Source organism: Arthrobacter sp. 01N442, from assembly GCF_056399345.1.
In genome coordinates, this window is sequence record NZ_JBFTRD010000002.1 from 325,183 (window position 1) to 337,120 (window position 11,938).

The window sequence follows — 11,938 nt, forward strand, 5'->3', positions numbered from 1 at the left end:
ACGGCTCATGGTTGGTCCTCCGCCGCGGCCAGGGTGCCCGGTTCCGGCCCCTTCTCGGGGAAGAGCCCGGGCGACGCGCCGCGGCCGTCCCAGTTCAGCAGGTTCACCCGGCCCCTCAGGCTGGTCCCCTCCTCGAGGCCGCCGGAGGTCTGCCGGTCCTTCAGCGCGTTGAAGGTCTCCACGGCCACCGGAACCGGCCGGCCGCTGGCCTCGCCGAACGGTGAGGTGTCCTGCATGCCGGGGCCGCCGTCGAAGTCCAGCGAGCAGCCCATCTCTTCCAGGTCGTGGGCCTGTTCCACATGGGCTTTGGGGATGACGTAGCGTTCCTCGTATTTCGCGATCGCCATCAGCCGGTACATCTCGTCCATGCTCTGGCTGTCCATGCCGACCGCTTCGGGGATGGAGTCGTCCGGGTCGTTGCCGAGGCTGATGCCGCGCATGAAGGAGCGCATTGCTGCGAGCTTCAGCAGCACCGCGGTGACCCGGTCCGTGTCCCCGGCGGTGAAGAGTTCGGCGAGGTATTCCACCGGAATGCGCAGCGCGTCGATGGCGCCGAACAGGTTGCCGGCGTCCTCGCCGTCGTGCCCCTGATCGCGCAGCAGGTCCACCACCGGGGAAAGCGGCGGGACGTACCAGACCATCGGCATGGTGCGGTATTCGGGGTGCAGCGGCAGGGCCACCTTGTAGACCTTGGCCAGGGCGTAGACCGGCGAGCGCCGGGCCGCGTCGATCCAGTCCTCCGGGATGCCCTGGGCGCGGGCCTCGGCCTGCACGGCGGGGTCGTTCGGGTCCAGCAGCACGTCCATCTGGGCGTCGTAGAGCTCCTGCGGGTCCGTCACGGCGGCCGCCGCGGTGACGGCGTCGGCGTCGTACAGAAACAGCCCGAGGTACCGCAGCCGGCCCACGCAGGTCTCCGAGCAGACCGTGGGGAGCCCCACCTCCACCCGTGGATAGCAGAAGGTGCACTTCTCGGCCTTGCCGGTCTTGTGGTTGAAGTAGATCTTCTTGTAGGGGCAGCCGGTGACGCATTGCCGCCAGCCGCGGCACTTGTCCTGGTCCACCAGCACAATCCCGTCCTCCACCCGCTTGTAGATCGCGCCGGAGGGGCAGGAGGCCATGCAGGACGGGTTCAGGCAGTGCTCGCAGATCCGCGGCAGGTAGAACATGAAGGTCTGCTCGTAGGCGAACTTGATCTTGTCCTCGGATTCGCGCCGGACTTTTTCCACGATCGGGTCCAGGTGCCCGTGCTCGGCGGATCCGCCCAGGTCATCGTCCCAGTTCGCAGACCAGGTGATCTTGGTGTCCTCGCCGGTGATCAGGGACTTTGGCCGCGCCACCGGAAAGTCGTCGCCCAGCGGCGCGTCCACAAGGGTCTTGTAGTCGTAGGTCCACGGCTCGTAGTAGTCCTTGAGCTCGGGCTGGACCGGGCTGGCGAAGATCCCCAGCAGCTTCTTCACCCGGCCGCCGGCCTTGAGCACGAGCTTGCCGCGTTTGTTCAGCACCCAGCCGCCGTGCCAGCGTTCCTGGTCCTCGTAGCGGCGCGGGTACCCCTGCCCGGGGCGGGTTTCGACATTGTTGAACCAGACGTATTCGGTGCCCGCACGGTTCGTCCAGGCCTGCTTGCAGGTCACCGAACAGGTGTGGCAGCCGATGCATTTGTCCAGGTTCATCACCATGCCCATTTGGGCCATCACGCGCATCAGTACTGCACCTCCTGGGAACGACGGCGGACGGTGGCCACCATGTCACGCTGGTTTCCGGTGGGGCCAAGGTAGTTGAACGCGTAGGCCAGTTGGGCGTACCCGCCGATCAGGTGCGAGGGCTTGACCAGCAGCCGGGTGACGGAGTTGTGGATGCCGCCGCGCCGGCCGGTGGCCTCGGACTTGGGGACGTCGATGGTGCGTTCCTGGGCGTGGTGGACGTACACGACGCCGGCGGGCATCCGGTGGCTGACGATCGCCCGGGCCACCAGGACGCCGTTGGTGTTCACGCACTCCACCCAGTCGTTGTCCTTGACCTCGATGGCGTCCGCGTCGGCCGGGCTCATCCAGACCGTGGGTCCGCCGCGGGAGAGCGAGAGCATCAGCAGGTTGTCCTGGTATTCGGAGTGGATGGACCATTTCGAGTGCGGCGTCAGGTACCGGACCACCACCTCCATGGACCCGTCCCGGCCGAGTTTGGGTTCGCCGAAAAGCCGGTGCATGTCCAGCGGCGGCCGGTAGATCGGCAGGGCCTCGCCGATGTCCCGGATCCAGTCGTGGTCGAGGAAGAAGTGCATCCGGCCGGTGAGGGTGTGCCACGGCTTGAGCCGCTCGATGTTGATGGTGAACGGTGCGTAGCGCCGGCCGCCGGTCTCGGAGCCGGACCATTCCGGCGAGGTGATCACCGGGACCGGGCCGGCCTGCGTCTGGGCGAAGGTGATGAACTTTTCCTCGGACCCCTCCGACAGGTCCGCCAGCTTCCGGCCTGTGCGCACTTCCAGGTCTTTGAAGCCCTGGACGGACAGGGCGCCGTTGGTGGTGCCGGAGAAGGCCAGGATCGCCTCGGCCAGTTTGGCGTCGGTGTCGATCGCGGGGCGGCCGTCCGCGGCGCCGCCGAGCATCACGCCGTTGGAGCGGCCCAGCCGCTCCAACGGGCCCGTGAGCCGGTAGGTGACGTTCTTGACCGTGAAGCCCAGTTTGTCGGCCAAGGGCCCGACGGCGGCGAGCTTGTCCGCGATGGCGGTGTAGTCCCGCTCAACGACGGAGAAATTGGGCATGTTCTGTCCCGGAACGGCGGGGATGGACGCGTCCTGCCAGTCCCGCACGGTTCCGCCGGGCTGCGCGAGCTGGCCGGGGGTGTCGTGCTGCAGCGGCACGCTGACCAGGTCCTTGCGGACACCCAGGTGGGTCTTGGCCTGCCGGGAAAACTCCTGGGCCAGCAGGTGGAAGGTGTCGAAGTCCGTCTTGGTCTCCCACGGCGGGTCGATCGCCGGGGTGAAGGCGTGCACGAACGGGTGCATGTCGGTGGAGGACAGATCGTGCTTCTCGTACCAGGTGGCGGCCGGGAACACGACGTCGGAGAGCAGCGTGGTGGAGGTCATCCGGAAGTCCGCGGAAACCAGCAGGTCCAGCTTTCCCTCCGGTGCCTGCTCGTGCCATTTCACGTCCCGTGGCTTGAGGCCTTCGGCGTGGTCCTTTCCGATGACGTTGTTGTGGGTTCCCAGCAGGTTGCGGAGGAAGTACTCGTTGCCCTTAGCCGAGGAGCCGAACAGGTTGGAGCGCCACAGCACGAGGGTCCGCGGCCAGTTCTCCGGGGCGTCCACGTCTTCGATGGCCGGGTTCAAGGTGCGGTTCTTCAGCGCGTCGGCGATGTAGCCGGGGGTGTCCGTCGCCGTGCCGGCGGCGACGGCGGCCTCCGCCGCGTCCGCGATGTCCAGCGGGTTGCGGTCGAACTGCGGGTAGAAGGGCATCCAGCCGAGCCGGGCGGACTGGGCCATGGCGTCCGCGGTGTGCATCCCGTCCAGCGCCCCGGTGGAGAGCGGGGACTTCAGGGCGTCGGCCGAATAGCCGTCCTGCCGCCATTGGTCGGTGTGCATGTACCAGTAGCCGGTGCCGATCATGGTCCGCGGCGGCCGGGCCCAGTCCAGCGCGTTCGCGAGCGACACCCAGCCGGTGGCCGGCCGGGTCTTTTCCTGGCCCACGTAGTGCGCCCAGCCGCCGCCGTTGCGGCCCATGCAGCCGGTCAGCATGACCAGGGCCAACACCGCGCGGTAGGTGGCGTCGCCGTGGAACCACTGGCAGATGCCGGCACCCATGATGATCATGGACCGGCCCTTGGAATCTTCGGCGTTCCGGGCGAACTCGCGGGCCACCCGGATGCAGGCCTGAGCGGGAACGGAGGTGATCTCCTCCTGCCACGCCGGGGTGTAGGGCGTCGCTGGGTCGTCGTAGCCGGCGGCCCACTCCCCCGGCAGCCCTTCGCGGCCCACACCGTACTGGGCCAGCATCAGGTCGAACACGGTGGTGACCAGTTGCCCCTCCACTTCGAGGACCGGGACCCCGCGCCGGAGCACGCTGCCGTTCCCGCCGGCGTCCTCGAAGCACGGCAGCAGGATTTCGGCGCTTTCACCGGATACCTCGCGCAGCGACAGCGCCGGTTCGATGCCTTCCAGGTCCAGGTTCCATTTGCCTTCCCCGCTGCCGGAGTAGCGGAACCCCATGGAGCCGTTGGGCACGGCCGGGCGGCTGGCCTTCTTGTCGAACAGCACGGTCCGGAACGCGGCGTCTTCGGCCAGGGATTCGGCCGGAATGTCCTTGGCGGTGAGGAACTTGGAGGGGGTGAGGGTGCCGTCGTCGCGCCGTTCCAGGGTGACCAGGAAGGGGAGGTCGGTGTACTGCCGGACGTAGTCCGCGAAGAACGGCACCTCGCGCTCGACGAAGAACTCCTTGAGCATGACGTGCCCCATCGCCATGGCCAGCGCGGCGTCGGTGCCGGCCTGCGCGGGGAGCCATTCGTCGGCGAATTTCGTGTTGTCCGCGTAGTCCGGGCTGACCGTGACCACCTTGGTGCCGCGGTAGCGCACCTCGGCCATCCAGTGCGCGTCCGGGGTGCGGGTCACGGGGACGTTGGAGCCCCACATCATCAGGTAGCGGGCGTCCCACCAGTCGCCGGATTCCGGGACGTCGGTCTGGTCGCCGAAGACCTGCGGGCTGGCCACCGGCAGGTCCGCGTACCAGTCGTAGAAGGATGTCATCACCCCGCCGATCAGCTGGATGAAGCGGGTGCCGACAGCGTGCGAGACCATCGACATGGCCGGGATCGGCGAGAACCCGGCGCAGCGGTCCGGACCGTAGGCCTTGATCGTGTTGACGTGCGCGGCGGCGGCGATTTCGATTGCCTCCTGCCAGGAGACGCGGACCAGGCCTCCCTTGCCGCGGGCCTGCTGGTAGCGGTGGCGCTTTTCCGGGTCCCCGGCGACGTCGGCGAAGGCCAGCACCGGGTCGCCCAGCCGGGCCTTGGCCTCACGGTACATCTCCACCAGCACACCGCGCGCATAGGGAAAGCGCACCCGGGTGGGCGAATAGGTGTACCAGGAGAAGGCGGCCCCGCGCGGGCAACCGCGGGGCTCGTATTCCGGGCTGTCAGGTCCCACCGAGGGGTAGTCGGTCTGCTGGGACTCCCAGGTGATGATGCCGTCCTTGACGTACACCTTCCAGGAGCACGAGCCGGTGCAGTTCACCCCGTGCGTGGAGCGGACCACCTTGTCGTGGCTCCAGCGGTCCCGGTAGAAGATATCGCCCTTGCGGCCGCCCTCCCGGAACACCGCCCTGCCGTCCTCGGTCTGGTCCCATTTCGTGAAGAATCGGCCCAGCTTCAACATTGCATCCGAGGCGGGTCCGTCCAACCCCGCGGAGCCTCCGGCAGTCATGCCCCCAAAGCTATGGGGCACCCAAGTCCCCCGATAGGGCCCTACGGCACTAGTGTCACAGTCGTCACTTCAGTCGCACGGCGGAACGCGACGCGGACCTCAGGCGAAGGGCTGCAGCTCGACGCCGGCCTGTTCCAGCGCGGCGCGGACGGCGGCGGCCACCGCCACGGAGCCCGGAGTGTCGCCGTGCAGGCACAGCGAGTGCGGGGTGAGCGTGACGAGCGTGCCGTCGACAGCCAGGACTTCGCCCTTGAGCGCCAGCCGGAGCGCCCGCTCGACGATCTCCTGGGGGTTTTCGATCACAGAGTCCTCCTCCAGCCGCGGCACCAGGGAGCCGTCCGGGAGGTAGGCGCGGTCGGCGAAGGCCTCGTGGAACACCGGGTTGCCGGCCTCGCGGGCAATCCTCAGCAAGGCTGAACCTTCCAGGCCCAGAATCGGAAGCCCCGGGTCGTAGGCCTGGATCGCGGCGAAGACGGCGGAGGCCTGTTCGTCGTCGTGCATGGTCCGGTCGTAGAGGCCGCCGTGGACCTTGACGTAATCCACCGAGGCGCCCACCGCATGGGCCACGCCGTCGAGCGCGCCGAGCTGGTAGAGAACCGCGCCGAACAGGTCGTCGAAGGTCATGTCCATGGCGCGCAGGCCGAAGCCGGCCAGATCGGGGTAGCCCAGGTGGGCGCCCACCCTGACGTCCAGCTCGTAGGCCGAACGGCAGGTGTCCAGCATGGTCACCGGGTCCCCGGCATGCATGCCGCAAGCCACGCTGGCGCTGGTGACGAGCGGGAACATCGCGGCGTCGTCGCCCATGGTCCAGGAGCCGAAGGACTCCCCGAGGTCAGCGTTCAGATCCAACGGTTCCGCCTTCCAGATCCGGGGCGGCGTCCGCCGCGCCTGTCTTCAGTTCGCCGGGGATGGTCACCGGCATGGGGCCGAAGGCCTCCTTGGCGTTTTCGACGACGGCGCGTCCCATCATCCGGTTGCCGACGCCGCCCACCACGGCGCCGACGCCGAAGGGCAGCGCACGGCCCAGCAGCGCGGTGCCCTGGCGCTTGAGCAGGTTGCGCAGGAAGGCCCGCTGGATCCGCTCCCGCACCGAGCCGAAGCCGATCATCGGTGCGCGGCGCGCGAAGAGCGTGCCCCAGGCCTGCGTCGGCCCCGCGCCCTGTCCGGCGGCGTGGCCGCTCAGCGAGCTCAGCAGCGCCGTGCCCTCTTCGCCGAGCATGATGGCCATGACCAGCGTGCTGGCCCGCTCCGGATCGACCATCCGCACCCCGTGCAGTTCGGCCAGCGAGGTGGCGAACAGTGCGGTGGCCTCCAGGAAACCGACGGTCGCGGCGGCGGAGAGTCCCAGCGCGGCCACGGTTCCGACGCCGGGGATGACGGCCGAGCCGCCCACGAGGGCACCGCCGCCGGTGACAGCGGTCAAGTAGTTGCGTTCCAGGATCGCGGCGAGCTGCGCCGCGGTGGCCTGCGGGTGCTTCCGCTGCAGCCGGCGCAGGTTCGCCAGGACCAGCGGCCGCTGGATTTCCACTGCACGCAGGAGCATGTTGTGGACGCCGGGCTTGGGCTTGCCATCGGCGTCGAACATGGCATTGTGGGCGGTCTTCTGGGCAATTTTCATTGCCGGGTTGCTGCGCTTGGCCATCATCGCCTCTCCGTGAACCATAAGGGTGCTGAACATCGTCCAGCCTCAAGACTAGGCCAAAGACCGTCCGGCCGCCTTGGCGCCCCTTCCCCGCTGCCGCCGGGCCGCCGACGTCGGGCAGTGCGCTAAAGCACCCAGGATTCGGCGAGGGCGATGAACGCCGAGGAGGACGGTCCCAACGGGCCTGGATAGACAGTCGGCGCGCCGGGCCACTCCACCCCGAACTCCGCGAGCCGTCCGGTGCTGCAGGGCAGATAAACGTTGCTCAGGGCGGCGTTTGCCTCGCCGAGCTGGAAGTTGGGCGCGGTGAACTGCCTCCGGTCCAGGACCCCGCTGATGGCCAGCTCCGCTTTGTGGCCGGTGGCGCGGAACCCTGTCGCCGGGTCTGTCCGCACCGTGAATTCGTCGTGCGTGTGCCCGATCCCGGTCAACGGGAATCGCGCCGCCTCCGGGAAGTGCCGGGTAAGTTCGGTGGCCAGGGTTTCCGCGAGGGCTTCATCGGTGCCGTAGCTGCGCCAGCCCTGGAGGGTGGCCACCAGCAAAGCGCTCCCGGAACCCCACCGGGACCAGTCGGCCTGCCAGAACGAGGCAAAGCAGCTGGCCGGCTCGCCCGGGACCAGGGCTCCCCGCGAGTCCGCCGGGTGCAACGCCAGGCCCGCGTTGACACCCACGAATGCCAGGCTGCGCCGCAACGGGGCGGTGGCCGTTTTCTCCATAGCAGGAGCCTAACGGGACGGCAACGGCCGCGGCCGGAAGGTCTTCACCTCCGGCCGCGGCCGTGTCCTGGCGGGGTTTCCGGACTGGGCCGGTCCCGCTTAGCGCGGGGTGCCCAGCGCCGTCCCGCTTAGCGCGGGGTGCGGATCAGCTTCTTGTTCACGAACTCGTCCATCCCGAACCGGCCCAGCTCGCGCCCGACGCCGGAGCGCTTGACGCCGCCGAAGGGCATGTCCGCCTGGGTCTGGGCCACCGAGTTGATGAACACCATGCCGGTGTCCAGCTGGTCGGCGACGTCCTGGGCCTTCGCGGGATCGGCGCTGAATACCGATCCGCCCAGGCCGTAGGGCGAGCCGTTGGCGAGGTCGATTGCTTCCTCCACGCTGGCCACCTTGTAGATGACGGCGGCGGGTCCGAACAGTTCCTCGGAGAACGCGCGCATCTCCGGGGTGACATCGGTGAGGACGGTGGGCTCCACGTAGGCGCCGGGTCCGTCCACCTTGTGGCCGCCGGTGCGCAGGGTGGCTCCCTTGTCCACGGCGTCCTGGATCTGCTCGACCAGGCCGTCCGCGGCGCTCTGGGAGGACAGCGGACCGAACCGGGTGTCTTCCTGCTGGGGATCGCCGGGCTTGATCCGGGCCATCCGCTCGGTGAACTTCTCCACGAAGGGCTCGTAGAGGTCTTCGAGGACGATGAACCGCTTGGACGCGGTGCAGGCCTGGCCGGCGTTGCCCATCCGGCCCCCGACGGCGGCCTTGACGGTGGCGTCCAGGTCATCGGAGTCGAGCACAATGAAGGGGTCGCTGCCGCCCAGTTCCAGGACGTACTTCTTGAGGTTGCGCCCGGCCACCTCGGCCACGGCCGCACCGGCCCGCTCGCTGCCGGTCAGGGAGACACCCTGGACGCGGGAGTCCGCGATGATCTCCGCCACCTGGTCGTTGTCCAGGAACAGGTTGGTGTAGGCGCCCTTCGGCAGGCCGGCGTCGTGGAAGATTTCTTCGATCGCAAGGGCCGACTGCGGGCAGCTGCCGGCGTGCTTGAGCAGGATGGTGTTGCCCAGGACCAGGTTGGGCGCGGCGAAGCGGGCCACCTGGTAGTAGGGGTAGTTCCACGGCATGATGCCCAGCAGCGGGCCGATCGGGGTGGAGCGCACCAGGGCGTCGCCGCCGCCCTTGACCTCCAGCGGCTCGTCCTTGAGGAATTCCGGGCCCTCGGTGGCGTAGTAGTCGTAAATCGAGGCGACCAGCTTGACCTCGCCGCGGGCCTCGACCACGGGCTTGCCCATCTCCTTGGCGATCAGGCGCGCCAGTTCATCCTGGCGTTCCCGGTACAGCTCGGCGACCCGGGCGATGACCTTGGTGCGCTCCTCCACGGGCGCCTTGCGCCACTCGAGGAAAGCCTGCTGCGCGGCGGCGAGCGCCGTCTCGACCTCTTCCTGGGTTGCGAGCGGAAATTCCTTTTCCGTCTCTCCGGTCGCGGGGTTCACTGTCTTGTAGGCAGTCATTGGTCCACCATCTCCGTTTCTGGCTGGGTTGAGCCGGTGCGGGCGCGGACCGCCGGTGGCGCCGGCTACGGCGTCGACGGCGGTTCCCGCCCATTGCGCGGGGCCGGCGTGCCGTTCCGGCAGCATCGGTCCCTTAGGCGCCAACCGAGGTGGCCCCGGGAGTATTCCGGCCGAGGGTTCCGGCGGCCGTTCCGGGTCCCAACTACACCAGCCGTTTCGACGGTTCCCTGCCCAAAAGATGCTTCGCGACGTCGAGCGCGCAGGCAACCGTCGAAACGGACGCGGCCGCGGGTCGGCCGCGCAAGCCGCCTAGTTGACGGCGCGCACCACCGGGATCGACGCCGTCGCCGGGCCCGGGAACACCGTCGGCTCCGGGCTCGCCACGGCGTGCAGCGGCACGGTCACCGGCTCGCTGCCCACGCTGAACCGTTCGCCGCGCACGTCGACGTCCAGCGGCGTGCCCTCCCGGACGCTCAGCCGAAGCGCCTCATGGCCCAGCTCCACGTGCAGCAGCCCCCCGCGGAGTTTCAGGTGGAAGGACAAGGAGTCCCATTCGGCCGGCAGCCGCGGATCGAAGTACGGAACTTCGCCCTGGTCGCGGAGGCCGGCGAAGCCGCTGACCAGCGAGCTCCAGACCCCGCCCGTCGAGGCGATGTGCACGCCGTCGATCGTGTTGCCGTGGGTGTCGTCCAGGTCGATGTAGAGGGCGTGGATGAAGTGGTTGAGCGCGGCTTCCCCGTAGCCCACCTCGGCCGCCATGATGCCCTGCACACAGGCGGACAGGGTGGAGTCGCCGGTGGTGATCGGGTCGTAGAAGTCGAAGGCGCGGCGCTTCTCCTCGGCGGTGAAGTCCTGCCACTGCAGGAACATCGCCAGGACGGTGTCGGCCTGTTTGAGGACCTGGTGCCGGTAGATCACCAAGGGGTGGAAGTTCAGCAGCAGCGGGTACTTTGACCGCGGAGTGTCCCAATCCCACGGTTCCAGGGTCATGAAGTCGTTGTCCTGCGAGTGGACCTGCAGGTCCTCGTCGTAGGGCACCTGCATCCGGCTCGCGGCCTGCTCCCAGACCTCCCGCTCGGCGTCGTCAATGCCCGGGTGGTCCAGCGCCGCGGCCGCACGGAGGTTAAAGCGGGCCATGACGTTGGTGTAGAGGTTGTCGTTGACGACGGCGGTGTACTCGTCCGGGCCGGTGACTCCGTGGATGTGGAACAGCCCGTCCTTGCCGAAGAAGCCCAGCGAGGCCCACATCCGAGCCGTCTCGATCAGCAGCTCCGCGCCCTGGGTTTCCTTGAACCCGGTGTCGCCGCTGGCCCAGAGGTAGCGGTTGGTGGCGAAGGCGATTGCGGCGGCGATGTGGAACTGCGCGGTGCCGGCGGCGTAGTACGCGCTGGCTTCGAGGCCGTTGATGGTGCGCCACGGGAAGAGGGCGCCGTCCACGCTGAGCTCCTTCGCGCGGACCCTTGCCTCGGGCAGCAGCTCGTGGCGGAATTCCAGGACCTGGCGGGCGTTGCCGGGGCTGGTGTAGGTCAGGTACGGCAGCAGGTACACCTCCTGGTCCCAGAAGTAGTGCCCGTCGTAGCCGGAGCCGGAGACGCCCTTGGCCGGAATGCCGGCCACGTCCGCGCACGCCGTGGCCTGCGCCAGCTGGAAGAGGTTCCAGCGGATGGCCTGCTGCAGCTCGGCCCGGCCGCCGATGACAATGTCGCTGGTGGTCCAGTAGTCGCGGTAGTGCGCCGCGCTCTGGGCGAAGATCTCGCTCACCGGCAGCAGGGCCGCCTCGGCCGTCTCGGCGAGGTCCTCGTCCGAGGCAGGCCCCACCGCGTAGCTGACGCTTTTCTCGAGCACGAAGGGAACCTCCGCGCTGACGGCGAGGACGTAGCGGACGCTGCTGTCGTCCTGGTCCACCTGGGTGTCGAACGGCTGGACGCCGGCGGAGGTCCAGTGGTCCACGGCCATGCCGAGCCGCTGCTTGGACTCTGCGGCTTCCCAGGACAGCCGGAGCGAGCCGTCGCCGCCGTCGAGCCTTACCGGGAGCAGCACGCGCCCGGCGTGCCGGCCGGCGCGGCGCGGGTCGTGCGCCGAGTGGTCTTCCACCGGCTGGTCCTGGCGGTTCACGACGGCGGAGGTCACGTCGGCGGAGATGTCCCGGTCGGCCGCGACTTCCAGCGAGATGCCGAGGGCGCCGCGCGCCTGGTACCCCACCGCACGGCGTTCCGTGGTGGTCACGGTAGCGCCGGAGCGGCACTGCCAGACGATCCGGCACTCGTAGACGCCGGTGGCGAAGTCCACGCTCCGCCGGTAGTCCAGCACCGTGGATTCTTCAAGGCTGAGCATTTCGCCGTCGATGACCACGGCGAAGTTGTTGGCATCCGGAACGTAGAGGATGCGCTGGCCGGTGCGGGCGAAGCCGTACGCGTTTTCCGCGTGCTTGATGTCCCAGATCTCGTGGAAGCCGTTGATGAAGCTGCCCGGGAGTTCGGCGTCGGCGGCTGCCCAGTGGGCGCCGCGGATGCCGAGGTGGCCGTTGCCGAGGCTGAAGAGGGTCTCTAGCGTCCCGGCGTTACCCGGCAGGTGGACGGTTTCCACGAGCTGCCAGGGGTCATTGGGGAACCTGGCGCGGTCCGAGGTGATGAGTGCCATGGTGGGGGTCCTTTTGGCGGTGAGGGTT

At 68.8% G+C, this 11,938-nt stretch carries 7 protein-coding genes; all 7 read right to left on the reverse strand.

Going from position 1 to position 11,938, the window contains the following annotated elements:
* Nucleotides 1–5: 5 nt before the first annotated feature.
* The 7 genes from narH to AC1DNC_RS03945 all read right to left on the reverse strand — a co-directional run bounded on the left by narH (nucleotide 6) and on the right by AC1DNC_RS03945 (nucleotide 11,910).
* Nucleotides 6–1,700 (reverse strand): nitrate reductase subunit beta, encoded by a 1,695-nt coding sequence (gene narH, locus AC1DNC_RS03915; RefSeq protein WP_476861246.1) that lies wholly within the window; start codon nucleotides 1,698–1,700, stop codon nucleotides 6–8.
* Complete coding sequence (locus tag AC1DNC_RS03920) at nucleotides 1,700–5,410, reverse strand: nitrate reductase subunit alpha (RefSeq protein WP_476861247.1); 3,711 nt, start codon at nucleotides 5,408–5,410, stop codon at nucleotides 1,700–1,702. The genes narH and AC1DNC_RS03920 overlap by 1 nt, the downstream gene beginning before the upstream one ends.
* A 99-nt stretch (nucleotides 5,411–5,509) precedes the next feature.
* Nucleotides 5,510–6,259 (reverse strand): LamB/YcsF family protein, encoded by a 750-nt coding sequence (locus tag AC1DNC_RS03925; protein ID WP_476861248.1) that lies wholly within the window; start codon nucleotides 6,257–6,259, stop codon nucleotides 5,510–5,512.
* Nucleotides 6,243–7,052, reverse strand: coding sequence for a hypothetical protein (locus AC1DNC_RS03930; RefSeq protein ID WP_476861587.1), 810 nt, complete (start codon nucleotides 7,050–7,052; stop codon nucleotides 6,243–6,245). Before AC1DNC_RS03930 ends, AC1DNC_RS03925 begins: the two co-directional genes overlap by 17 nt.
* Before the next feature lie 125 nt (nucleotides 7,053–7,177).
* Nucleotides 7,178–7,768, reverse strand: coding sequence for a hypothetical protein (locus AC1DNC_RS03935; protein ID WP_476861249.1), 591 nt, complete (start codon nucleotides 7,766–7,768; stop codon nucleotides 7,178–7,180).
* A gap of 128 nt (nucleotides 7,769–7,896) precedes the next feature.
* Nucleotides 7,897–9,270 (reverse strand): NAD-dependent succinate-semialdehyde dehydrogenase, encoded by a 1,374-nt coding sequence (locus AC1DNC_RS03940; protein ID WP_476861250.1) that lies wholly within the window; start codon nucleotides 9,268–9,270, stop codon nucleotides 7,897–7,899.
* Between the two features lie 309 nt (nucleotides 9,271–9,579).
* The gene (locus AC1DNC_RS03945) at nucleotides 9,580–11,910 is read right to left on the reverse strand and encodes a glycoside hydrolase family 65 protein (protein WP_476861251.1); all 2,331 of its coding nucleotides are present in this window, start codon (nucleotides 11,908–11,910) and stop codon (nucleotides 9,580–9,582) included.
* Nucleotides 11,911–11,938 lie beyond the last annotated feature (28 nt).

What these genes read in the sequence shown, in the direction of transcription:
- AC1DNC_RS03935 (WP_476861249.1), bottom strand. Translation starts at nt 7,768, where the DNA reads ATGGAGAAAACGGCCACCGCCCCGTTGCGGCGCAGCCTGGCATTCGTG.
- AC1DNC_RS03930 (WP_476861587.1), bottom strand. Translation starts at nt 7,052, where the DNA reads ATGGCCAAGCGCAGCAACCCGGCAATGAAAATTGCCCAGAAGACCGCC.
- AC1DNC_RS03920 (WP_476861247.1), bottom strand. Translation starts at nt 5,410, where the DNA reads ATGACTGCCGGAGGCTCCGCGGGGTTGGACGGACCCGCCTCGGATGCA.
- AC1DNC_RS03945 (WP_476861251.1), bottom strand. Translation starts at nt 11,910, where the DNA reads ATGGCACTCATCACCTCGGACCGCGCCAGGTTCCCCAATGACCCCTGG.
- narH (WP_476861246.1), bottom strand. Translation starts at nt 1,700, where the DNA reads ATGCGCGTGATGGCCCAAATGGGCATGGTGATGAACCTGGACAAATGC.
- AC1DNC_RS03940 (WP_476861250.1), bottom strand. Translation starts at nt 9,270, where the DNA reads ATGACTGCCTACAAGACAGTGAACCCCGCGACCGGAGAGACGGAAAAG.